This is a genomic window from Anaerocolumna sp. MB42-C2 (assembly GCF_030913705.1).
Taxonomy (GTDB): Bacteria; Bacillota; Clostridia; order Lachnospirales; family Lachnospiraceae; genus Anaerocolumna.
Window position 1 is genome coordinate 3,961,922 of sequence record NZ_CP133190.1, and the last position, 24,070, is coordinate 3,985,991.

Consider the following 24,070-nt stretch of genomic DNA (forward strand, 5'->3'; position numbering starts at 1 on the left):
CGATGAAGAAAAAATTAGATAATAAAATTATGCTGATCACATACTCCGATTCTATGGGAAAAAACTTAAAAGATTTAGAAAGGATACTTTCTGCTTATTTTAAGAAAGCTATCGGAGGATTACACATACTTCCCTTTTTCCCTTCTTCCGGTGACCGCGGATTTGCACCAATTGATTATACAAAAGTGGATACAGCTTTCGGTGACTGGAGTGACGTTAAAAGATTAGCAGAAGAATATTACCTTATGTTTGATTATATGATTAATCATATTTCTGCTCAGAGCAGTTATTATAAGGATTTTCTGGCCAATAAGGAACTGTCCCCATATAAAGATCTATTTATCCGGTATAAAGATTTTTGGGAAGGCGGAGAACCTACGGAGGAACAGGTGGATGCGATTTATAAGAGAAAACCCCGTGCCCCTTATGTCGATGCTTTCTTCGCAGATGGTACAACGGAAAAGGTATGGTGTACCTTTGATGAAGAACAGATTGATATTAATGTAAAGTCGGAAGCAGCTAAGAATTTTATCCGGTCTAATCTGGTTGGTATGTGCGAACACGGTGTCGCCATCATCCGACTGGATGCATTTGCCTATGCCACCAAAAAGGCGGGAACCAGCTGTTTCTTTGTGGAACCGGATGTATGGGAACTTCTGAACGAAACAACTAAGAATTTACAACCGTATGAAGTAGAGATCTTACCGGAAATACATGAACATTATACCATGCAGTTAAAAATTGCAGAAAAAGATTATTATGTTTACGATTTTGCATTGCCTATGCTGTTGATTCATGCACTCTATTACGGCAAAACAGAGTACTTAAAAAACTGGTTGGAAATATGCCCAAGAAAGCAGTTTACAACCCTGGATACCCATGATGGCATCGGGGTGGTAGATGTTAAGGATTTACTTCCGGATGATGAAATCAGCAGGACTAAAGAAGATATATTTAAATTCGGTGCCAATGTGAAGAAAGTATATAATACGGCGGCATATAACAATCTGGACATATATCAGGTGAATTGTACCTATTATTCGGCACTGGGAGATGATGATGAGGCATATCTGCTTGCCAGAGCCGTACAGTTTTTTGCACCGGGGATCCCTCAGGTGTATTATGTAGGATTGCTTGCAGGTAAGAATGACCTGAAACTTTTAGAAGAAACCAAGGTCGGGAGAAATATTAACCGGCATTATTATACGGAAGAAGAGATTGCAGAAGAAGTGAAACGTCCGGTTGTAGCTAAATTACTTAAACTCATGGAATTCCGCAATTCCTGCAAGGCATTTGATGGAAGTTTTTCCATGAGAGAATGTGCGGATCATAAACTGCATATTGTAAGGGAATTTGACGGATGTACTGCCGAGCTTCTTGCTGATTTTAAGACGAAAGAATATAAGATTCTCGTGGATGGACACCGGGAGTTAATATAAGATTATATATAATTATGTAAGGACATACATAAAAACATCGCTGTATCATGAATATATGATAGCAGCGATGTTTTTTTGTCTTATAGAGTTTAAGTATCAGCTGCAGAGTTTGACAAATCGGAGGTTCTTAATCGAATGAAAACTGAATATCAGTTAAGCTTATATGTTAAATGTAGATAAAACAAAACACCGCAATCTATTTATTTGCAATAATATTAACTAAATCCACATTGACGAAACGAATGATCTAGAGTAAAATTTGCCATATAAGTAACAGGAACGAATTATATAAATCTTATCCGGTATAGTATAATAGTTTCGAGTATGTTTAAATACATAAGAAAAGATGACGGAGGTTTTTATGTCAAAGGAGCAGGCGAGAATCACATGGATTGACATGGCGAAAGGTTATGGTATCTTATTTGTTATAATTGGTCACTTGGGAGATTCATTTTTAAGAAATGAATTTTATACGTTTCATATGCCTTTATTTTTTTTCTTATCCGGCTGCGTTTTTTCAGCCAGTAAGTATAATTTTAAAGAGTTTCTTTTAAGGAAAATTCAGACAATTCTTATTCCGTACATAACATTGGGAATTCCTATGATCCTTTATACCTTTTGGGAAATGTATTCGAATTATCAGAGAAATACAAGTGATTACATCAATGTGATAAAAAGTTTTATCATACAGGAACGTATGTGGACGTTATGGTTTATAGCCTGTTTGTTTTTTCTGGAAGTTTTATTTTATCTGTTAGTAAAACTGGTTAAGGATAATTATATTAAGCTGGGTTTAATAACCGTTATTTTAACGGTTGCAGGGTTAATATACTATAAGGTCGGAGGAATTCCGTTACCCTGGAATATAGATGTTTGTTTAACCGGAATATCATTTTTTTATGTTGGTTATCTGCTTAAAAATATTCAGAAGCTGCAAGAGATTCTCTTTAAAAATAAACTTAGAATCGTTAATCCTATCTTGTTTTTTGTTTTAAATCTTGTATGTGGAGCAGAAACTGTAAGAATCTCCGGTAGTGGTTTGGAGATGTTTGAAAGTAGATATGGATTTGCTCCATTAACTTTCTTAGCAGCATTTGCGGGAATCTTCTTTGTGATTATCTTTTCGTATTCTGTTGATATTAAACCGATTAGATATATTGGTAAGAATTCATTAGTGTATTATGCATGGCACCAGACCATTTTAATTCCAATCATTGAGAAAGTTTATAAGGAGTTACATATCTTTCAATTTATGGGATTTTCGAAAACACGGTATTATATTAAGATGGGCACTTCCTTAATCATCATATGTATCATACTTACTATTGTGGATTTGGTTATAAGACATACGAAGCTTAAATTTATGGTCGGACAAAAAGTGTCTATTAAGAGTAAAGAGAGTTTCCAAGAACTCTAAAAACAGAACGGATCGCTTAGTTTTAGCCGGAGTCCGGACTTTGGATGCTCTTATCCTAGTATATCCTAACATTTATCGATATCTATAAATATTGCGTTTACTTACCAATTAATAAATGATATAATGTTTTGAAAAAATTTTAAATAATTCATAGGGGGAATTATACAAATGAAGACATCCTTAACAGGAAAAATACTGGCGGTTATAATAGTAATCACTTTTATATGCTCTGTTTCATTTATGTGCGTATCTTATTTTATGATCCAAAGATCAGTTACTACCCAGATGGAGGGTGACGGGAAAACTCTGGTTATTAATATGAAGAGGGAAATAGTAAAAAATAATGTTACTGACTTAAATCAGCTTCAGCAAATCTTTCAAGAGATCAAAGAAGGAAGCGATGGCAATATCGTATATGTGTCCCTTTCCGACGGCAGTTCCAATGTAATCGTCTCTGACAACAGCGAGTTAGCCAAAACAGAAAAGAGCGGCAGTGCAGATGCCGTATCATCGGCAACCTCCTCGGGAAATGTTACGGAAGTCATTACGAATCAAGCGACCATGGGGCAAATGATTAAGACTCCATCCGGTGAAAAAGTATATAACATATCCACTGACTTTACTAACGGAAAAGAGATTTCAGGTGCTTTAAATATTGGTATCTCACTTAATAGTATGTATAAACAGATAAGGGAAGCCTTGCTTGAGACTTTCTTAATATCACTTATTATAATGATCCTGGCAATTGTATTAGGCACCTTATTAGCAAGAAGAATCATTAAACCAATCGTTATTATGTCAGAGAAATTAAAAACATTTGCAGACGGAGATTTTACGGTTGGTTTTGAAATTAAAAGTAAAGATGAAATCGGCGCTATGAGTACTGCGCTGGACAATATGCGGCAGACCTTAAGAAGTATGGTTTTAGATATCAAAGAGAATGCCGATCTGGTTTTAAAAAGTTCCAATAATCTAGCCGGTATTATTGAGGAAACCTCCTGTACGGCAGAGGGAATATCCAAAGCTTCTGAGCAGCTCAATACCGGTTCTGCCAATCTGGCGGTGAATTCCGAAGAGGGTATCGAAAGACTGAATACCTTAGCCGGTGAGATTAATAAGGTATATCAAAAGGCCGATTTTATGAAAGAGAGTATAAAGGAATCAAAAGAAGCTAATCGAACCGGTACGGACCGTATTGAGGAGTTAAAAACTGCTGTGAATGATAATGCAAAAGTGACTTTTCAGATCAAGGAACAGGTGGATTCACTGAACGGTAAGTTAGCAGCAATTGCCCAGATTACAACGGTTATAAAGAGTATAGCAAAACAGACAAATCTTCTTGCTCTGAATGCCATGATAGAAAGCGCCAGAGCAGGAGAAAATGGAAGAGGATTTACTGTTGTAGCCGAAGAAATCGGTAAATTGGCAGAACAGACAGCCAATTCCATAACCGGTATTGAAGCCATTATCGGAGAAGTCGGTGATGCAATCCTGAAAACCCAGGATTATATGGAGCAAGGTACTAAGGCTGCCAGCAGAACAACCGAAGTTTCCCTGGAATCCGGTGAAGCGTTTGGAGTACTTGATGCTTCCATATCAGGAGTAATCACTGATATTGGACAGCTTATAGAAAATATATCCCAGATAAACAAGGACAAAGATGAAGTGGTACACGCAATCGAGAATATCACAGCGATTATTCAGGAATCCAGTGCCTCTACGGAAGAAATATCAATGTCGTTGGAAGAACAGTCCACAAGCCTGGAAGATGTTAACCAGTCAGCCCAGGAATTACAGAGTGTTTCCTATAAGTTGGAGCAGCTGGTCGGACAATTTAAATTATAAGTACTTATGGTAACAGATAAGTTCCGGAATTTGCGTTTAAACGTAGCAAATACCGGAACTTTGTTATTTCAAAGGAAAGTGACAGTGTGTCAGCGCTAGAGTATGACAGACCAGACTTCTTATTGTGCAATAGAATTCCAGTGTCATAAGCCCCGCCATATAGTGGATATGAACACACAAAAAGATAAGCCGGTAACTTACTTAAATCATAATAATGTTTAAAATAAAAACAGCTGGATAGAATAACATTAGATATTATCAATTAATATAATAAAGAGATAAGAAAGAGATAAGAAAGATAACCGGGTATTATATGAGAAAAATCAAACGGGTTTGGGTATGGGTTCCGACCATACTGATTTTATTTATAATATATAGTTTTTCGGCTGCTAATGGCATACAGTCATCTGCAATGAGTGCCGGTCTAACAGATAAGATCATCCACTTTTTTGTCAGTGTGCCATTTTTAGATTTTAATTCGGCCCAGGAAGTAATTTCTCTACAGGTACTTCATCTGTTTATACGGAAATTAGGGCATCTGACAGAATATGCGGCACTTGCACTTTCTATGGCTTTTGCTTTGTATAAATATCGAGTAAACAATCGCCGGTTAATTAGCTGTTGTATGGTATTTGGTTTTTTCTATGCAGGTACGGATGAAATTCATCAGTTGTTTATTATAGGCCGCTCCGGTCAATTTATGGATGTACTTATTGACTGTCTTGGAATGTCTGCCGGTATAATCTTTTTCTATGTTCTTATACGTGTCTGTCATAGTATCAGCATAAGAATGCGATCATCAAGTTAGTTTTGGATTAAGTTTTATTAATATAATTGTCAATGGAACAGACAGGATTTTGTCATAAGCCATTGGCAATTTTTTTATTTTTTGAAAGAAAGAATAAAAAGGGAAGAAAGAATCTAAAAAAAGGATTGACAGGCAGAATAATGTATTGTAATATATGTAAAACAAAGTAATCATATTAGAATAGTATGAAATAAAAACCGACAAATTATAAGCGGAAGTTTATCCAAAATTTTTAATAAGGAGGTCAAGAGGAATGGATCAGGTAGAGACTAGAATTGTTGAGATTATTGAAAGCAACAGGCAGGTTATATTGGATTTTGCAAATGATATTTATTGTAATGGGGAGTTGGGATATAAGGAGTTCCGTACATCAGAGAAGTTTATACAATTTATGGAAAGTCTGAACCTGCCGCTTACGAAGAATCTGGCTATTACAGGAGCAAAAGCATACTTAAATACAGCGAAAGAGAAAGAGTTCTCGTTAGCACTTTTAGGGGAATTAGATGCTTTAAGAATTCCAAAACATGCTTTTGTTAATCCGGTAACACAGGCAGCACACTGCTGCGGTCATCATGCACAGCTGGCGGGAGTTATCGGCGCGGCTATGGCTTTAACAGACTCAGAAATAGCGGATAAGCTGGACGGACAGGTAATTTTCTTTGCAACACCGGCAGAGGAATATGGTGAAGTGGAATTTAAGAATACACTGGTGGAAGACGGTAAGATTGCATATGGCGGGGGAAAATGTGAACTGATTCGGATCGGAGCTTTTGATGATGTGGATATGTGTCTGGCTCATCATAGCTCACTGAATGGAATACAGGCAGGAAGCGGAAGCGGCAACGGGTTTGTATCCAAAGTCATCCGGATAAAAGGCAAAGCGGCTCACGCAGCAGGATGTCCGGAACAGGGAATTAATGCTTTGTCGGCGGCAACCCTGGGCTTACAGGGTCTGGCCTTTAACAGGGAAACATTTCGGGATGAAGATTGTGTACGGGTACATCCCATTATGACAAAAGGCGGGGAGTTAGTCAATGTGGTTCCGGATGAGGTTGTGTTAGAAACACTGGTAAGGGGCAGAACCCTGGAAGCTTTTGCGGATGCCGCTTTAAAAACAGACCGGTCGTTTAAGGCCGGAGCCATGGCTATGGGAGCCGGATACCGGATAGAAACCAAACCAGGTTATCTACCCTCGCTTCCCCAGGCAGCTCCGGAAGAAATGATTGAAATTATGAAAGAAGCAGCGGGAGACAGGGAGGTAAAGCTAGTATCCCTGGATTCCCATTCAGGAGGTTCCACCGACGTTGGTGATGTTCAGCACCTAATGCCGGTGGTTACTTTTAATACGGGGGGCATAACCGGAGGCCTCCACCAGGTGGATTTTAAAGTGACAGACGAAGAAGAAGCCTATATCCTTACGGCTAAGATCTTCGCATTAAGCACCTACAGATTGCTAAAGGATAACGCAGCAGTTGGGAAGAGAATGAAAGATACGTATTCCCCAAGGTTTGGGAACAGAAATGAGTATGTCGAATTTATGAATCAGTATCTTAAGGTCGAGGAGGAATAGAGATGGGAAAGGATAATTTTAAAATCGAAGGAAATGTTCCAAGAGAATTGATGGTGGAGCAGGTAAGAAAAGCAGCAAGACAATTTGCCATGCAGTACTTTCATTTCAGTAAGGTATTATATGAGCGTTATGGACTTGAGACAGCCAGGGATCTGATTCGGCAGACGGTATTCGAACTGGGTGTAGACCGTTCGGATCAGCTTAGGGAGAAAGCACTTAACAAAGGTCTTAAAACTGATTCGGTAAAGGATTTTATGGAAGTTATTGATTTACCTTTCACCGGATGGATTCCGGAATGGGGAGAAGATCATTGTCCTTATGCGGTAATCTGGAGAGAATACATGAAAGATTATCCTTGGTTTAAAGAATTTGCAACTTTTTATTGTGATGTGATTGACACAACTACCATCGAGAATTTTTCAAAATGTCTTTCCCATAAGATAAAGCAGAATGTCATCTTGGAGGGAACAGAATGTACCAGAGAATATTTTGAAAGTGAAGCGGTTAAGAGAGGGGAATATACATATGGCAGAAAACAGTAAGCCCAAAAGAGCAGGAAAGAAAAAGTTCACATGGATTAATACGCTTCAAATACTGACTCTGATTGGTCTGCTGGCATATATGCAGTATGCTGTGGATCATGGGTTGGTACTGAAAGTATTTATGGCTTCTCCCACTTCTATAATCCGTAAAGGGTACCAGATGATTGTTGACGGCACCTTAGCGCCCCATTTCATTCTTACCATGCAGGAGGTAACAGTCGGGTATTTATTATCTGCATTTGTGGGAATCGCAATCGGTCTTTTATGGACCATATTCCCTAAGTTGGAAGAGTATATGAATGTGTTCTGTTCAGCAATCATGGCTGTTCCCAAAACAGCTATATTACCGCTTCTGATCTTGTGGTTTGGTATTGGATTTAAATCAAAAGTAGTGCTGATATTTTTATTTTCTGTTTTTCAGATTCTGTATAACACCGTCGGAGGAGCAAAGCAGTGCAGAACAGAGTACCTGAAAGTGGCCAGGGTGTTTGAAGCCAGCAGATTGCAAACGGTTTTTATGGTTATTATCCCTGCAGCACTCCCGTCTGTATTTACTGGGCTCCGTCTGGCAGCTGCTACAGCACTGACCGGTGTGGTATTTTCAGAAATGCAGTCTGCAAAGGCAGGTTTAGGTTATCTGCTGACGGAGGCACAGAATCTTTTAAATACACCGGTGATGTTTTTTATCATTATTTTAGTAACCGTAATTTCCGTATTGCTGGTTAAACTGGTAACTGTGATTGAGTATGCAATATGTCATAAATGGCGTAGAGTATAGAACTTTATTGTTGAGTGATTTCTTAAGGAGGAAAGCATAATGAAAAGAAAGATGTTAAGTTTAGTTTTGGTATTGGGACTTGTGGGGAGTTTATTGGCAGGATGCCAAAAAACAGGGACTGAATCGGCAGCGGGCAGTTCAAAGGCAGAGAGCAGTCAGGAAACTTCTTCTGATACAGCCTCCGGGGATGAGGTATCCACTGAAACTCCGAAAGCAGCAGATGATAAGATTGTGATTCGGTCTTGTTTCGCCACCGGTATGACCGGCGCGGTAAATAAATTCGCAATAGAAAAAGGGCTGTATGAAGAGCTAGGAATCGAATTTGATAATTTGGAATGGAGCAGCAACGATGAAGTATTATCTCTGATGACCAGAGGAGAAATCGATGTGGCCGACGGTGATCCAAGTTCTTATGTTCCCGGTATTTACAATGGTGTACCTGCAAAGTTAGTAGGTAACATGTGGAGATATTCCGGCAGTTATTGGCTGATAGCAAATAATGATATTAAATCAATAGCAGACTTAAAAGGCAAGACCGTAGGAACGGCAATGGCTGCCGGCGGTATGAAATTGTCCGTACTTGAAATGCTGAATTCTGCAGGGCTGAAAGACGAGGATGTTACAATGGTGGCCAACGGTGCTTATCAGTCTGCGTATGCGACCTTTACCACCGGTGAGGTAGATGCAACCATTATTCATAATCCTTATGCGGCATTGGCAGAAAGTGAGGGTAAGGGACATATTTTAGGAAGAGCGTGGGATTACATTCCTGATTACTATACGGGTACGCTTATAGCCAGCAACGATATGATCGAAAAAAGACCGGAGGATCTACAGCGCTTCCTTACCGCATATTATACCGTACATGAACAGGTGAAAAACGAATATTTTGATGAATTTGTAACCTGGGTATCGGCACAGATGAATACAGGCGAAGAGGTAATGAGAAAAGCCATCGAATCAGAAAAGGATGTATGGCTGGATTATCCCGTAATCCCGGAGAAAAGGTTATCCTATACGGTGGATTTAATGAAAGAGTATGGCTGGTTAGATCAAAACGTTGATTATTCCCATACCTACACAAACGAATTTGCGCAGGTTGCAGCGGATGAACTGGGAATGACTGACCCTGAAGCAAAGTAATAGGAAGCAAGATCAAAAGCGGAGAGGTGATAGTATGCCAAATGTATGCGTAAAAAATGTAAGCAAGTATTATACTAGTGCGGATGGGAATGAAGTCCAGGCTTTAAAAGACGTAAACTTTACGGTAGAAGAAGGAGAATTTATCTGTATCGTAGGTCCCAGCGGATGCGGCAAAAGTACTCTTTTGGAGATTATTGCAGGGTTACTGGATATTACCTGCGGAGAAGTAACACTGGATGATAAAAAGGTAAAGGGGACCAGCCGGGATATCGGCGTTGTATTCCAGGATGCCTCGTTATTTCCATGGCGGACTATATACAAAAATGTGGCTTTTGGCATGGAGGTTGCAAAAATTCCAAAGAAAGAACAGGAAGAGCGGGTTGCCAAATATATCGATATGGTAAATCTGAAAGGTTTTGAGCATAAGTATCCGGCCCAGCTCTCAGGAGGTATGAGACAAAGGACAGGGCTTGCAAGAACCTTTGCAATGGAACCTGAAGTAATACTGATGGATGAACCCTTTAGTGCGGTGGATCATCTGACAAGATGCAAGCTTCAGGAGGAACTGATCAGTATATGGGAGAAAGAAAAAAAGACGATTATTTTCGTTACCCACGATATCAATGAAGCTGTTTATCTGGCTGACAGAATCATACTCCTAAGTCCCAGACCAAGCACTGTGCAAAGAATTTATGAAGTACCCCATCACGGGAAAAGAGATCGTAATGCAAAAGATTTAATTCATATAGCAAATGAAGTGATGATCGATATTAACAATGGCGGGAACTTAGATACTATAGATAATAATTCGATCTAAAGATATTTTACAGGAGGAAAAAAGATGCAGCGTGATACAAGTATGGATTATATGAGCGTAGAAGAAAGTAAAGAAATCTGGAATAATAATATGAAGCTGACCGATGCCGATTTTCTGGCGATGGATGAGGTGGAGTTTCGTGCCAGAGTAAGAGAAAGAAGCCATCATCTGTTGGAAATCCAAATGTACTCAGCAGCTTACAGGCATAAAAAGTTAAGTGAGGTACAGCCGGATTATGCCAGGCATTTATTGGAGTTATGGGAAAAGAAAGGATTGTCTAAAGATTTACCTGAGTACCGTTATACCGGCTTTCTGATCGAGGCGGCAGAAAGATTAATAAAAGGAGAAGAAGTGGATTTATCTCCATTCACCCCGGCACCTGTGACTAGGGAAATGGAGGATAGCTTTTTCACAATCGTAAGAGAAAGGCGATCTGTGCGTGAATTTAAAGATATAGATGTTCCGGACGAATTGATTGATAAGGTTCTGGATGCCGGATTATGGGCAGCACATGGTTGTAATGTACAGTCAATTCGCTATATTGTAGTGAAAGAGAAAAATGAACCGGGACTTTTCAAGGGAAGTGATGTTCCCGGGGGTCCGGTACATCTGGTTATATTACAGGATATGAGATGTTACCGCGCGAATTCCTTTACTCCGCTGAGAAATCAGCTGCTGGATGCCGGTGCGGCAGGGCAGAATATTGTGCTTGCGGCTCATGCGGTTGGACTGGAAGGGGTATGGCTTACCTTTAGTGAAGTTATGTGTGAAAGGCTGAAAGCACGTTTTGAACTGCCGGATTATATAAGACTGGTTACTTATGTTGATGTAGGGTACGGAGACCAGACGCCCCATCCACCTTTAAGATGGGATGTAAAAGATACTGTATTAGCCAGAGTATAAAGTAACAAAGGTCAGCATCCATTAATTCAAGTGAGGAAACGAGGAAAGACATGAATATTTTGATTATTGGCGGAAGCCGCGGAATTGGTAAGGCCACTGCGCTGGAACTGGCTAAGGCTGGACATCGTTTGTTATTGACCGGCAGAAATAAGGACAAACTGGAAGAAGCAGCAAAAGAACTGCCGCCGGACACCTTGATTTTACCTCTGGATGTTACGAGCGAAGAGAGTGCCGACCGCCTGTTACTGTTTATGGAGCAGCAGGGGTTTGATGTTGACGGATTGATTATGAACGCAGCCAGGTTTCCGAAAGCAGAGACAAAGACTTCGGTTATCAAACCCAATGCAAGCGAACTCTCCGAGATATTAGAAGCAAATGTGGTAGCAAATTACAGAATAATACAGAGACTTCTGCCAAAACTGAAAGCAGGGGATAAAATAGTAATAATCGGTTCTACTTCAGGAATCCGTCAGGACAAGGGAGGGGTATACGGAGTATCCAAATGGGCACTTCGTTCCTATGCTTACAATCTCAGGGCAGAGTGTAAGGACTATGGAATCAGTGTGTCCTTAGTACATCCCGGAGCCACCAGTACCGAAACCCGTCAGAAAAAGTCGGCGGAGGATGTATCTTTATTGGAAACTTCTGATCTGGGTATTATGATAGCAACGATTTTCAGGCTGTCGAAACAGGCCGTTGTGGAAGAACTTAGTATAAGGCCGATAGTCGGTGATACTTATTAATATCTTATCCTAAAAGAAAGAAACGTATGCAATGGGGAGCAGGTGAAAAGGAAAAGCAATTTTCACTTTCTATTTGGGCAGTTTCGCAAGTAAACTAGTGAAATGCATTGGGTGTAAAATGGAATATTTTAATCTTGTTTTTCTGCAAATTCTGTAATAAGATATAAAAGTATGGAAACACCAGTACCGCAATAAACAATTTTTAACTTCCTGTTTAGGCAGTTTGCAGGTAAATTAGCGAATACAAGGGGTGCAATATGAAAAATAAATTAAAACTGCTTTATTGGCTGCCGGCCGTTGTTATGATGCTCCTGATCTTTCAGTTTTCTACTGCGAATGGAGAACAATCCTCTGGATTAAGTTTAGGATTAACACAAAAAATTATAGATACGGTGACCAGTGTAGCCAATATTGATTTAACCCCGGGAGAAAAGTTGTCCATGATAGAAGCGATACACGGACCTGTTCGTAAATTAGGGCATCTGACCGAATATGCTTTATTCGCTATAACAGTAGCGTTTCCTCTTTATACCTTTCACCAAAAACGCAGATGGAACTTGTTATTTTGGTGTGAGGGAATCTGTATCCTGTATGCCTGCTCAGATGAATTTCATCAATTATTTGTACCGGAACGCTCCGGTCAGATTACGGACGTTTTAATCGACAGTATTGGAATAACCTTTGGTTTATTGATTTTTTTTCTATTCCTTAAGATATATAACAGATATAAGCCCAAATGAATCAACAGTTGACAAATTTTATTTCACATGCTATCCTAAATGAGAGAATTTTACAATAATATTACGGTTAATGTAATTTTACCGGAATGAAATCAGGTAAATTTCTACAGTTCAAAAGATTTAAATTAGATTTATAATACAATAGATGAGACTCTTACTGTAAAGATGGGTTGAATTAAAAGGGTTATCATGAGACATATGCTCTCGTCTTTAATAAATAAAGACGAGAGTTTTTTATCTTATGGCAGGAGGCACATGACGCGCCAGGGCTATCATATTTTAAATCATTATACAGAAAAGGATGAATGGAATGAAGTTAAATCACGAAAAGGGGGCTGCTCCTTTATACTCTCAAATCGAAGGTATTCTTAAGGAGAAGATTGAAAAAGGGGAATACGCTTGCGGTGATGTTTTACCAAGTGAAAAACAGCTGCAGGAGCTTTTTGAAGTCAGCCGTGTAACAGTAAGGCAGGCAGTAAGTTCATTGGTCAATGCAGGGTATTTACAACCTGCTCAGGGTATTGGAACAATAGTTGTATTTGAAAAAATTGATGAGAAATTAAAACGGGTCATCAGCTTCTCCGAAGAGATGGAACAGCATGGCATGAAGATGGAGACCGGTTACTGTAATATATCATTGGAAAAAGTAAATAAGACAATAGCCGCAAAATTAGAGATTGAACATGGAGAAGAGGCCTATAAGTTAGTTCGTGTCAGAGGGGCTAAAGCATCTCCCATTGTATATTCCATTACTTATTTAAAAAGGAGCTATGAACTTCCCTTGGATCCGAAGCAGTATATGGACTCATTGTATAACCTGCTGGATACCCGGTATGGAGTTAAAATTGTAAAGGGACAGGATACCTTTGAAGCGGTTCTGGCTGATAAGGAGATTGGTAAATATCTGAATATATCCGTTGGCTCCCCTGTTTTTAAAAGAACCAGGGTAACCACGGACCAGCAGAATGAAATAGTTGAATATACTATTTGTTATTATCCCGGAGATAAATATAAGTACTCAGTGGAACTATAAATTTAACATAAATAATTGCTGTCGCATAATTGCAATTATATAAATAAAATCCATTACTAATACAGATTCAGATTACTTTTTCAGAGAAAAAAGGTTCCATGAATCAATGTGTGTAATGGATTTTTTATTTGTAATTGCAATTGACATTTAGAAACTACTATGCTAATATTTATTATAACGTTATAACATTATAACGTTATAATAAATATGAATTTGGAGGGTATCAACATGTTTAAAATGAAAAAAATCATGGCCTTATTATTAAGTGTAACTATGATGAGCATCATCGTTACCGGGTGTGGGGGCACAAAATCCGAAGGGGTCAGTAATTCTTCAACAGAGAATACAAAACCGGAAGACGTTAATTCTAAAGCTGCGAAAGCAGGAGGCAGTACAGAATTCTGGCTTGACAAATTGAGTGATCAGGCTATTATCGACGAGTTATCCTTAGTGTGGAAAAATGATTCCGGTGTTGACGTTAAAATAGTGAATTTTCCGGATGTAGCTGCATATCAGACTTCTCTGCAACAGTCCATCGATGATAAATCCGCACCTGGTATGTTCACCTGGTGGAGCGGAAGCCAGTTAGAAACCCTGGCTAAGAATGACAAGTTAGTTGATTTGACTGCGGAATGGGATAATTACATAGCGGATGGAGTATCTGCAGATATTAAAGAAGCTTTTACGGTAGATGGAAAAGCTTATGCGGCACCATATAGTGTTTTGTATAATACATGTTTATATAATAAAACTGTTTTTGATAAAGCCGGAGTAACAGAAGTGCCGAAAACATTTGATGAATTTTTGGCCGCTTGTGAAAAAATTAAACAAAGCGGAGTTGCTCCCATCGGTTTAAAAAATGATTCCTGGGCAAGTTTTATATGGTTTGAACAATTAATCGCTGCTTACGACCCTCAGTTGTATGTGGATATCTGTAACGGAACCAAAGCTTATACGGATGAAAGCGTTAAAAAAGTTATGGAAATCTGGAGAAGTATGTTTGATAAGGGATATTTTGCAAAACCCCAATTATACAGTGATGTATTTAAGACCTTTGCCAAAGGAGAAATTGCTATTATGCTGGAGCCGAATCCCACTGCTAATACAATGGTGGCTGAATATGGAATGGAAGCCGGAACGGATTTTGATTCCTTTGTAGTTCCGAGTATGAACGGACAAAAAAGTACAATCTTTTTTGAAGCATCTCCTATTTGTATAGCAAAAGCAAGTAAAGATAAAGATGCTGCTTTGGCTGCTCTGCGTAATTTCTATAAGACGGATACGCAAAACGTAATGTTAAATGAAAACGGTATAGCAAATACCAGCAAAGTTGATGTGAGCAATAAAACCATCAAGAATATTTTAAGTATGAGTGCGGAACCTGATAACTATCAATTATATCTAAGATATTATGAAAACACTCCCGAAGATATCAGGAATTATGCCCTGGATGAACTGTCAAGATTTATGTACAGCGGTGCAGATACAGATGAAGTTTTAAACAACATACAGAAGAAAGCAGATGAAGTCTTCAAAAGCTTAAAATAATCTGTTTCGTTTAAACCAATTGTTCCACAGTACGTCAAGTGGCCCGGGCAAACCGGGCCCTGATGTTTTATCCATCGGTCATACACCATATAAGAAAGAGGAAGCAAATGGATAAGTTGATTGAAAATAAAAGAACAAAAAAAGGCCGCAGCACCTTAAAAAACTACTTATATCTTTTACCTGCAGTATTATTAACAGGTCTATTTTTCATTACGTCAATCTTTTATACGATTTATTTAAGCTTTAATTCGTGGGATGGATTTTCACCCATTAAATTTGTGGGTCTGGACAATTACATATATCTGTTCCATGATGCTAATTTCAAGATCTCCGTAATGAATACCTTAATCTGGGTTGTCTGTTCCTTGTTGATTTCCCTGGTAATACCACTGTTTTTTGCGATTTTAATATCCAGAAGTTCCTGGTTAACAGGTTTTAAAAATATATTCTATTTTCCGACTGCATTATCTGCAACAGTAGGAGGTATGATTATTGCCTCAATGATATCTACTTACGGATTACCGCAGATATTCGGGCTTTTGGGAATGGACAATCTGGTTTGTGACTGGCTTGCAATCCCCTATGTAAATACGTTTATTATGATAGGAATGGGAATGTGGCAGGGAATCGGATTAAATATGATTTTATTTATCTCAGGACTGAATCATATTCCTGCTTCTCCGATTGAAGCGGCTTCTATCGAAGGTGCAGGAACTTTCAGTATGTATACAAAAGTTATTTTTCCTTTGTTAAAACCTACAACAATAGTTGTATTTTTAATGTCTCTGGTTAACAGCTTTAAGATCTTTGACTCCATCTGGGTTATGACTAAAGGCGGGCCTTACCGCAGTTCGGAGACTTTGGCCTTAACTATGTACGAAGAATCCTTTATTAGGAATCAATTCGGTGTTGGTTCGGCTGTTGCGGTTGTCTTATCGGTTGTTATCTTATTCCTGGCATATTTTAATCTGAAAAATACATTTTCAGATAATAACCTGACAGTATAACAATAAAGGTGGGTTAGTGTGGAATAGAAAACTGCTCTGCAGCTTTCTATTGAAATATAAGAATTCCGCGGGAGGGCGAAATTTTTATATTTCCCTTGATTTCTAGTAACATTTGCGGTCGCTTAAGCGACCCAAGTTACGTTAGTGTGGAAGAAAATATACTTAAGGAAGGAATGCCACATTAAGATTCTTTCACACTTTTTATTTGTGGCAGTAACACATCTTAGAACAGATGTGTTATGCAATGGGTATTAATATGGTAAGACAAAAAAAGAGAACAAAAATTATGATAAACAGCATATTGTCAGTACTTGCAGTACTTTGGATCTTTCCGGTAATATTTACAATTCTGGGTGCATTAAAAGGAAAACAGGAGTATAATTTAGGTAATATATGGGACTTGCCGAAAGGCTTTATGCTGTTAGATAATCTTACCTATTTGAATAAAGGAGCGAATATTTTACAGGGGATGTTAAGCAGTTTTTTCTATGCTTTGTGCGGCGCCCTGTTTTCAGTTGTAATTGCCACATTAGCGGCTTATGCAATAGCAAAGCTGGAAATTAAATTCAGGATGTTCTGGTTCCTTTTCATTTACTGCGGAACGATTTTTCCTTTCCAGATCTATTTAATTCCGGTTTACAGAGGGTTTTCCAAATTACATCTCTATGATACCAGATTGGGTATGATTTTATTTTATACGGCGATCTGTATTCCATTCAGTATGTTTGTTCTTCGGAATTTTTTTATCGGTATTTCAAATGAAATCTGTGAATCAGCCAAAATAGACGGTTGCAAGGATATGCAGATTTTAACCAGAATTTTTGTACCTATGGCGAAAGCCCCGCTATCTGTCGTATTTTTGTCCCAGTTTACCTGGGCCTGGAATGACCTGATGTTTGGTATCACCTTTACAAAATCCTCAAATATAAGACCAGTAATGGCAGCAATATCTTTAATGGGTAAAGCTCACTTACCGGCGCTTTTAGTTGGATGTATTATCGTGTCCATTCCAACCATATTGTTATTTATATTTCTGCAAAAGAATTTTGAAGCCGGTTTTGCTTATCAGAGCAAATAATCAGGAAATATATTTATAGAAAGAAGGTAATCATATGAAATTAAACAGAAAATGGAACATATATCTGATTCATCATTCCCACACAGATATCGGATATACGGAGCGCCAGGATAAGATCATTAATTATCACAAGGATTTTATAAAACAGGCAATTGATATATTAAATGACCTTCATGACAATCATAAAACAGAATATAACGGTTTCGTATGGCAATGTGAAAATTACTGGCAGGTCCGTAATTTTTATGCCCATGCGGAAAAGAATTATATAGAAGACTTTGAAAAGTATGTTAAAAGCGGTGAAATCGGTTTATCCGGTAACTATTTAAATATGACAGAACTTATCAATTATGATATATTAAACAGCAGGATAGGCAAGGCAAAAGAATTCGGGGATAAAACCGGACTGCCGGTAAAAAGCGGTATGACTGCAGATATTAACGGCTTTGCCTGGGGTTATGCAGATGCTCTATATGAGAACGGAGTTGAAAACTTATTTTCCTGCTTGCATCCTCATCACGGCATGTTTCCTCTTTATAAAAAACAGATTCCTTTTTATTGGGAAAGTCCAAAGGGAAACAAAGTTCTGGTATGGAACGGTGAGCATTACCACTTTGGAAATGAACTTCATTTTGCACCTCATTCAGGTACCTCTTATCTTATATTTGATGAATACAGGGAGCAGATGAAGAAGAATTCCATGTATAAAACCGGAGCGGCAGATACGGAGGAGATGGAGCTTAAGGTATTGTGCGAGAGATTAAAACGTTACCTTAATAATCTGGAGGAGGAGAATTATCCCTATGATCTGGTGCCGTTTATGGTATCTGGTGCAATTACGGATAATGCACCACCAAGTGTATCTATTGCAAAAAGAGTAAATCTTCTAAATGAAAAATTTGCCGGACAGATACAGTTTAAGATGGTGACTCTGGATCAATTTTTTGAGCAGGTAAAGGATAAATGCAGTGATATACCTACTTACAAAGGAGACTGGAATGACTGGTGGGCAGACGGAGTCGGATCTACTCCTGCTGTTGTGAAGAATTTCCGGGATGCCCAGAGAAAATATGACTTATGCAAGAAATTAGATCCGTTTGCCAACCTGGGAGATTCCTCCTTAGTTGAAAAGGCCTCCGAAAATCTGATGTTATACGCAGAACATACCTGGGGGTATTCTTCTTCCGTTTCAGAACCCTGGGAGACCATGGTCGGGGATCTGGAATTAAAAAAATCCGCTTATGCCATTAACGGAAATACGGAGATTGCCAAAAACCTGGATCTTATATTGGCAAAAAAGGGAGAAGTAACGATTAAACAGGATAAACCCCAGCAATATAAAATTATCAACCCCCATGACATTCCGTTAAAAACAACAGCGCTTATCTATATAGAGTTCTGGGAATACATGGACGGAATTAATTTTGGACTGGATATACCGATTGAAGTAGTTGATGTGAACACAAAGGAGGTTCTAAGCCATCAGATAAAACAAATAGCCCGTGCTATTCAGGTTGAAGTAGTCGTTACCATGAAACCCAAGGAAGAAAAAATAATTGCTATATATCCAACAAGAAAGCCGGTTAATAATACGGTACAAAATCATGCACATATTGGTGCCGAGGGTGTCAGTGATATTGTAGTACCGGATACATTTGAAGAAGATGTATTCTGTATTGAAACGGATTTTTATAAGGTTCTTTTTGATGAGGAATCCGGTATTCGTTCCATTATAGACAAACGGGATCAGAAAGATATAATCCGTGTGGATACATTATATGCTCCGTTCTCCGGTATCTATGAAGTAACCGATATTAGAACAAATCCCTGTGAAGAACGCAGAAAGATGGGAAGAAACCGTAAAAATATATCAACCAGGCGTTATGGTTCAAAATTAAATAATATACAGGTTATTGAAAATGGAACCGTATATATTGCGGTACAGCTGGATTATGTTTTGGAGGGTACAAAACTTTACAGTGTATTCTTAAAAGTATATAAGGAAATTCCAAAGATCGAGGCCATGGTAAGGATTCATAAGGAAAGTGTTTATGAACCGGAGAACCTATATATCTCATTGCCCTTTACCACCGGAGGGGATGAAGTAAAATATCTGGATAAAACAGGCTGTATCATAAGACCGGGTATTGACCAGCTTCCCGGAAGTAATAAGGAATTCTATCTGCTGCAGAATGGTATTGTTATGGAGGGTGCAGATAAAGAAGTTATAATATCCGTGAAAGATGCGCCCTTGATTACGTTTGGAGATTTAAAGGCAAAACCGATACAGCTTTGTGACGGAAACGATAGGAAGCTGAATCAGAGTACCGTATATTCCTGGGTAATGAATAACTATTGGGAAACCAATTTTAAAGTTGATCTTGGTGGATTTTATGAATTTGCATATACAATTACAACAATAGATAAAACTTCCAAAGAAGATGCAATGAAAGTTTGCGAGGCAGTAAACGAAGGTTTGGTTTCCTTCTATATATAGTGTGAATAGTCTCGCAAAAAAACGCGAGCCATTGGAAGAGGTGGATATGAATTATTATTTAATGTTCGATGTAGGCGGAACGAAAATCAAAGCAGGAATCCTGACAGAAACAGGGGAATTGTTAAACAATCAGATGAATTCCTTTGACTCCGGGGCAAATCGGGCAAAAGATGAAATATTTAAAAATTTCGCAGATATCAGTAATATCTTAATCGACGAGATTAATGATCCCTTAAAGCAGATAGCCGGAATCGGAATGGCTTTTCCCGGGCCCTTTGATTATGAAAACGGAATCAGCAAAATGACCGGACTGAATAAATATGATGCAATTTATGGCCTTGATTTTAAAAAAGAGCTGATGGGAATATTAAAAAACACAAAAGCTCTAAAATGTTTCAAACCTGACTTAGCATTTACCTTTATTCATGATGTGGAAGCCTTTGCAATGGGAGAAAGCCATTTTGGCACCGCCTTAAACTGTCACAGGGTTATGTATTTATGTATCGGTACCGGAGCCGGCTCATCTTTTACAGAGAGCGGAAGGGTATTAAAAAAGCAATCCGACAATTTTCCGGAAAACGGATGGATCTATAAGACCCCATTTAAAAACAGTATAATTGATGATTATATTTCTGTCCGGGGGTTGCAAACTATTTCAAAAAGATTTTACAGTGAACCGACGGAGGGAATCGTTTTATATGAAAGGGCAATAAGGAAAGAAGAGGCTGCCCTTAATACTTTCCGGGAATTTGGTGATAACCTGGCAAAAGCGATGATTCCTTATCTTAAAACCTTCGGACCCGATTGTCTGGTTCTTGGCGGTCAGATATCGAAAAGTTTTCAATTTTTCGGTTCACAACTGGAGGAGTTTTGTCAGAAATATAATATTTCCGTACGGTTAACGGAAGATACATCTATGAGTATTTTAAAAGGATTATACGTACAAATGCAGAGCATAAAAAATGCTCCCGGTAATTAAGCCGGATATACTTAGGGAAACCCTGGGTTATAATTGAATGGAGTGTTACCAGAATATAAGGAGAAAAAAATGAGTGGAAAATATTCAAAATATCAGAATTACGATTTGCTGCCTTACAAGGACATTACTGGATTTGATGACCAGGCTTTTGATGGTTATGAATCCATCTTAACAGAAATTCGAAGACTGATATCAGACGGAAAACATATTTTCGTATTCGATTTATATCCGGGAGTGGATAAAGAGGAACTGACAGGTCAGCTTAAGAGGTTAAATCCTGATTTAGTTATTGATGCGGAAGATTGTTCCTTAAAAAACGATGAAATTGCTGAAATTTTTCAGGATAATATTACGGAAGACCGTGTATTTGGTGTAATGACCTATAAAAAATTAGAAACTTGTTTTGATGGGTCTAAGATAGAAGAGGTTAGAAAACGATTATCCGACGGACAACAAAAGCTAACGTTTATTATAGGTGTAGGTGCCGGGTTAATTACGTTAGGTGATGTCTACTTCTATTTTGATTTGTCCAGGTGGGAAATTCAGCTGCGTTATCGTAAGGGGATGCCTAATTGGAAATGCGATAACAGGGATGAATCTATTTTAAGTAAATTCAAGCGAGGTTTTTTTGTGGAGTGGCGCCTTGCGGACAGACATAAAAAGTCTCATTTTGAGGATTTTGATTATGTTGTTGATACAAATAGTCCGTGTCATCCCAAAATGATAACTGGAGATGCGTTTCGCAACGCGCTTCATCAGGTAAGCCGGGAACCTTTCCGGTTAAAACCTTATTTTGATCCGGGGGTTTGGGGAGGACAGTGGATGAGAGAAGTCTTTGGATTGGATCCGGATTCACCGAATTACGCCTGGAGTTTTGACGGAGTACCGGAAGAAAACAGTTTGAATCTTAAATTTGGGAATGTTCTGGTTGAAATTCCCTGTATGGATTTAGTATTATACTGTCCGAAACAGTTACTTGGAGATAGGGTACATGCCCGGTTTGGAGCAGAATTCCCAATTCGTTTTGATCTTCTGGATACAATGGAGGGAGGTAACCTTTCCCTGCAGGTGCATCCGCTTACGGAGTACATACAGGAAACCTTTGGTATGTTTTATACCCAGGACGAAAGTTATTATATATTAGATGCCGCTAAGGAAGAAGAAACTTTCGTCTATCTGGGAACCAGGGAGGGCATTGACCGGAAGCAGATGGCGGAAGATTTACGGAAGGCACAGGAGGACAATTATGAATTTCCTGCTGAAAAATATGTAAATAAAATACCTGTTAAAAAACATGACCATGTCCTGATTCCGGCAGGTACAATTCACTGTTCTGGCAAAAATACCATGGTACTTGAAATTAGCGCAACACCGTATATCTTTACCTTTAAACTATGGGATTGGGGAAGAACCGGCTTGGATGGCAAACCCCGTCCAATCCATATTGAGCATGGTTTAAAAAATATTGATTGGGACAGGGATACAACCTGGGTTAAAAATAATCTGATTGGACAGGCAGAGATCTGTAAACAGGAAGACGGTCTAACGGTAGAGCATACCGGATTGCATAACCGTGAATTTATTGATACTTACCGGTATACTTTTAATAAAACAATTACCTGTTACTGTAAAGATAGCGTCAATATGCTGAACTTAGTGGAAGGGGCGCAAGTAACTATAGCGGGTACAGCCGGAGAGTTTAAGCCCTTTGAGGTTCATTATGCAGAAACCTTTATCATCCCGGCAAGTGTAAAGGAATATACCATGACTCCAAGCGGTCCGGCTGAGGGTAAAGAGATATCTGTGATAGCCGCATCGGTTAAGTGATTAATATAATCGTGGTTGATTTTAAAAATATTTCATATTGACAGTAACATAAAAAAGTTGTAAACTAAAGCTGTTAATAAAAATTAATTAAATAAAGGAAATTCTTCGGGGCAGGGTGAAATTCCCGACCGGCGGTATAGTCCGCGACCTGATATTCCGATATATCATGAAGTTAAGTGTTAACTACATGAGAATCACAGTTTATCAGTTGATTTGGTGAAATTCCAAAACCGACAGTAAAGTCTGGATGTGAGAAGAAAAATTGTTGCAGTTATCAGCAACTAATTTTAAACATTAGCCTCGAATCAATAGATTCGAGGTTTTTTATTTCAGAGGAAAGTCCATCGACTTCCCTGTAAAATAAAAAGCCCGACCGGCAGGATGCACATGACGCGCCGGATGTATATTGTCGATGAAGTGACAGCGCGTCAGCGCTATAGTCTGACTTTCCGGACTCTATCTTACGTAATCCGTTCATACTAATTGAACGGAAGTACTTATGCAGGCCATTCCCCAGAACCTGTATGAGAAGAATCAAGAATTTTCCTTTCAAATCATTTAAAGGAGAGAACAATATGTCAACAACAACTCATGAAACAAAGTACAAAGCATCTAACACAAACAAATCAAAAGGTACTGCATTTAGTACCAGGGCAATGGTCACAATCAGTTTATTATCAGCACTTTCCTATGTATTAATGTTATTGGAGTCACCGCCATTCATTGGCTTCTTAAGACTTGAACTTAGTGATATCCCTGCGATTATAGGTGCATTCCAATTTGGTCCTATGGCTGGACTTGTAATTGAGTTAATCAAGAATTTAATAAAAGGTATTACTGCAACTAAAACAGCAGGGATCGGCGAATTAGCCAACTTTATCGTAAGTGCTGCTTATGTTGTACCTGCAGCGATTATTTATAGAAGAATGAAGAATAAATATAAATCTATCTTATCTTTTGGTGTGGCGACCGTTTGTATGACAATTGCAGGATTTTTAATGAATTATTTTGTTACGATTCCCTTATATGCAACTCTTTACGGCGGTATGGAAAATGTTCTGGCTGCAGCAACAGTGATTCCCGGAATAAAAGACAAATTTACTTTAATTCTTTTGGGTATTACACCTTTTAACCTGGTTAAAGGTATCTTCCTGGGTGTTATCGGCAATTACACATATCGATTTTTAAAAAACCGTTTGTAAGAAGAGGAAAAGAATTTAATTGGGCATTTGATACTGAAGTCATAAGAAATTCAATACAAAATCAAAGGATAGAGTATATCATATTACAGAGTGACGTTGAACATAGAATTACAAGACGTTTTAAAGCTGCATGGAAATTGCAGTAAACTGTATT

At 38.5% G+C, this 24,070-nt stretch carries 20 protein-coding genes and 1 riboswitch; all 20 genes read left to right on the forward strand.

Features of this window, described 5'->3' with window-relative positions:
* Positions 1-2: 2 nt before the first annotated feature.
* The 20 genes from gtfA to RBU59_RS17715 all read left to right on the forward strand — a co-directional run bounded on the left by gtfA (position 3) and on the right by RBU59_RS17715 (position 23,916).
* On the forward strand, positions 3-1,439 hold the full coding sequence (gene gtfA, locus RBU59_RS17620; RefSeq protein WP_308143815.1) for a sucrose phosphorylase: 1,437 nt from the start codon (positions 3-5) through the stop codon (positions 1,437-1,439).
* A gap of 361 nt (positions 1,440-1,800) precedes the next feature.
* Positions 1,801-2,856, forward strand: coding sequence for an acyltransferase family protein (locus RBU59_RS17625; RefSeq protein WP_308143816.1), 1,056 nt, complete (start codon positions 1,801-1,803; stop codon positions 2,854-2,856).
* Positions 2,857-3,024: 168 nt separating this feature from the next.
* Positions 3,025-4,701: a methyl-accepting chemotaxis protein gene (locus RBU59_RS17630; protein ID WP_308143817.1), complete on the forward strand. Its 1,677-nt coding sequence runs from the start codon at positions 3,025-3,027 to the stop codon at positions 4,699-4,701.
* 313 nt (positions 4,702-5,014) lie between these two features.
* Positions 5,015-5,509 (forward strand): VanZ family protein, encoded by a 495-nt coding sequence (locus RBU59_RS17635; protein ID WP_308143818.1) that lies wholly within the window; start codon positions 5,015-5,017, stop codon positions 5,507-5,509.
* 253 nt (positions 5,510-5,762) lie between these two features.
* Positions 5,763-7,079: an amidohydrolase gene (locus tag RBU59_RS17640; RefSeq protein ID WP_308143819.1), complete on the forward strand. Its 1,317-nt coding sequence runs from the start codon at positions 5,763-5,765 to the stop codon at positions 7,077-7,079.
* A gap of 2 nt (positions 7,080-7,081) precedes the next feature.
* Complete coding sequence (locus tag RBU59_RS17645) at positions 7,082-7,621, forward strand: hypothetical protein (RefSeq protein ID WP_308143820.1); 540 nt, start codon at positions 7,082-7,084, stop codon at positions 7,619-7,621.
* Positions 7,605-8,399: an ABC transporter permease gene (locus tag RBU59_RS17650; protein ID WP_308143821.1), complete on the forward strand. Its 795-nt coding sequence runs from the start codon at positions 7,605-7,607 to the stop codon at positions 8,397-8,399. The genes RBU59_RS17645 and RBU59_RS17650 overlap by 17 nt, the downstream gene beginning before the upstream one ends.
* Positions 8,400-8,438: 39 nt before the next feature.
* On the forward strand, positions 8,439-9,542 hold the full coding sequence (locus RBU59_RS17655) for an ABC transporter substrate-binding protein (protein WP_308143822.1): 1,104 nt from the start codon (positions 8,439-8,441) through the stop codon (positions 9,540-9,542).
* A 34-nt stretch (positions 9,543-9,576) separates the two neighbouring features.
* The gene (locus tag RBU59_RS17660; RefSeq protein WP_308143823.1) at positions 9,577-10,359 is read left to right on the forward strand and encodes an ABC transporter ATP-binding protein; all 783 of its coding nucleotides are present in this window, start codon (positions 9,577-9,579) and stop codon (positions 10,357-10,359) included.
* A gap of 24 nt (positions 10,360-10,383) precedes the next feature.
* Positions 10,384-11,262 carry a nitroreductase family protein gene (locus RBU59_RS17665; RefSeq protein WP_308143824.1) on the forward strand — a complete coding sequence of 293 codons (879 nt, stop codon included), beginning with the start codon at positions 10,384-10,386 and terminating at the stop codon, positions 11,260-11,262.
* Positions 11,263-11,312: 50 nt separating this feature from the next.
* Positions 11,313-12,005, forward strand: a complete 693-nt coding sequence (locus tag RBU59_RS17670; protein WP_308143825.1) for an SDR family oxidoreductase — start codon at positions 11,313-11,315, stop codon at positions 12,003-12,005.
* 257 nt (positions 12,006-12,262) lie between these two features.
* Positions 12,263-12,745, forward strand: a complete 483-nt coding sequence (locus tag RBU59_RS17675; protein WP_308143826.1) for a VanZ family protein — start codon at positions 12,263-12,265, stop codon at positions 12,743-12,745.
* A 310-nt stretch (positions 12,746-13,055) separates the two neighbouring features.
* Complete coding sequence (locus RBU59_RS17680; RefSeq protein WP_308143827.1) at positions 13,056-13,778, forward strand: GntR family transcriptional regulator; 723 nt, start codon at positions 13,056-13,058, stop codon at positions 13,776-13,778.
* A 228-nt stretch (positions 13,779-14,006) separates the two neighbouring features.
* Positions 14,007-15,326 (forward strand): ABC transporter substrate-binding protein, encoded by a 1,320-nt coding sequence (locus RBU59_RS17685; RefSeq protein WP_308143828.1) that lies wholly within the window; start codon positions 14,007-14,009, stop codon positions 15,324-15,326.
* Between the two features lie 107 nt (positions 15,327-15,433).
* Positions 15,434-16,333 (forward strand): carbohydrate ABC transporter permease, encoded by a 900-nt coding sequence (locus RBU59_RS17690; protein WP_308143829.1) that lies wholly within the window; start codon positions 15,434-15,436, stop codon positions 16,331-16,333.
* A 286-nt stretch (positions 16,334-16,619) separates the two neighbouring features.
* Positions 16,620-17,411, forward strand: a complete 792-nt coding sequence (locus RBU59_RS17695; RefSeq protein ID WP_308143830.1) for a carbohydrate ABC transporter permease — start codon at positions 16,620-16,622, stop codon at positions 17,409-17,411.
* Between the two features lie 34 nt (positions 17,412-17,445).
* The gene (locus tag RBU59_RS17700) at positions 17,446-19,908 is read left to right on the forward strand and encodes a hypothetical protein (protein WP_308143831.1); all 2,463 of its coding nucleotides are present in this window, start codon (positions 17,446-17,448) and stop codon (positions 19,906-19,908) included.
* Between the two features lie 46 nt (positions 19,909-19,954).
* Positions 19,955-20,887, forward strand: coding sequence for an ROK family protein (locus RBU59_RS17705; RefSeq protein WP_308143832.1), 933 nt, complete (start codon positions 19,955-19,957; stop codon positions 20,885-20,887).
* A gap of 69 nt (positions 20,888-20,956) precedes the next feature.
* Complete coding sequence (locus RBU59_RS17710) at positions 20,957-22,714, forward strand: class I mannose-6-phosphate isomerase (protein WP_308143833.1); 1,758 nt, start codon at positions 20,957-20,959, stop codon at positions 22,712-22,714.
* A 97-nt stretch (positions 22,715-22,811) separates the two neighbouring features.
* Positions 22,812-22,977: riboswitch (FMN riboswitch) on the forward strand.
* A gap of 312 nt (positions 22,978-23,289) precedes the next feature.
* Positions 23,290-23,916, forward strand: coding sequence for an ECF transporter S component (locus RBU59_RS17715; protein WP_308143834.1), 627 nt, complete (start codon positions 23,290-23,292; stop codon positions 23,914-23,916).
* The last annotated feature ends 154 nt before the right edge of the window (positions 23,917-24,070 follow it).

Bases quoted from the DNA above. Each gene is read 5' to 3' on its own strand.
- gtfA (WP_308143815.1), top strand. From the start codon at position 3: ATGAAGAAAAAATTAGATAATAAAATTATGCTGATCACATACTCCGAT.
- RBU59_RS17625 (WP_308143816.1), top strand. From the start codon at position 1,801: ATGTCAAAGGAGCAGGCGAGAATCACATGGATTGACATGGCGAAAGGT.
- RBU59_RS17630 (WP_308143817.1), top strand. From the start codon at position 3,025: ATGAAGACATCCTTAACAGGAAAAATACTGGCGGTTATAATAGTAATC.
- RBU59_RS17635 (WP_308143818.1), top strand. From the start codon at position 5,015: ATGAGAAAAATCAAACGGGTTTGGGTATGGGTTCCGACCATACTGATT.
- RBU59_RS17640 (WP_308143819.1), top strand. From the start codon at position 5,763: ATGGATCAGGTAGAGACTAGAATTGTTGAGATTATTGAAAGCAACAGG.
- RBU59_RS17645 (WP_308143820.1), top strand. From the start codon at position 7,082: ATGGGAAAGGATAATTTTAAAATCGAAGGAAATGTTCCAAGAGAATTG.
- RBU59_RS17650 (WP_308143821.1), top strand. From the start codon at position 7,605: ATGGCAGAAAACAGTAAGCCCAAAAGAGCAGGAAAGAAAAAGTTCACA.
- RBU59_RS17655 (WP_308143822.1), top strand. From the start codon at position 8,439: ATGAAAAGAAAGATGTTAAGTTTAGTTTTGGTATTGGGACTTGTGGGG.
- RBU59_RS17660 (WP_308143823.1), top strand. From the start codon at position 9,577: ATGCCAAATGTATGCGTAAAAAATGTAAGCAAGTATTATACTAGTGCG.
- RBU59_RS17665 (WP_308143824.1), top strand. From the start codon at position 10,384: ATGCAGCGTGATACAAGTATGGATTATATGAGCGTAGAAGAAAGTAAA.
- RBU59_RS17670 (WP_308143825.1), top strand. From the start codon at position 11,313: ATGAATATTTTGATTATTGGCGGAAGCCGCGGAATTGGTAAGGCCACT.
- RBU59_RS17675 (WP_308143826.1), top strand. From the start codon at position 12,263: ATGAAAAATAAATTAAAACTGCTTTATTGGCTGCCGGCCGTTGTTATG.
- RBU59_RS17680 (WP_308143827.1), top strand. From the start codon at position 13,056: ATGAAGTTAAATCACGAAAAGGGGGCTGCTCCTTTATACTCTCAAATC.
- RBU59_RS17685 (WP_308143828.1), top strand. From the start codon at position 14,007: ATGTTTAAAATGAAAAAAATCATGGCCTTATTATTAAGTGTAACTATG.
- RBU59_RS17690 (WP_308143829.1), top strand. From the start codon at position 15,434: ATGGATAAGTTGATTGAAAATAAAAGAACAAAAAAAGGCCGCAGCACC.
- RBU59_RS17695 (WP_308143830.1), top strand. From the start codon at position 16,620: ATGATAAACAGCATATTGTCAGTACTTGCAGTACTTTGGATCTTTCCG.
- RBU59_RS17700 (WP_308143831.1), top strand. From the start codon at position 17,446: ATGAAATTAAACAGAAAATGGAACATATATCTGATTCATCATTCCCAC.
- RBU59_RS17705 (WP_308143832.1), top strand. From the start codon at position 19,955: ATGAATTATTATTTAATGTTCGATGTAGGCGGAACGAAAATCAAAGCA.
- RBU59_RS17710 (WP_308143833.1), top strand. From the start codon at position 20,957: ATGAGTGGAAAATATTCAAAATATCAGAATTACGATTTGCTGCCTTAC.
- RBU59_RS17715 (WP_308143834.1), top strand. From the start codon at position 23,290: ATGTCAACAACAACTCATGAAACAAAGTACAAAGCATCTAACACAAAC.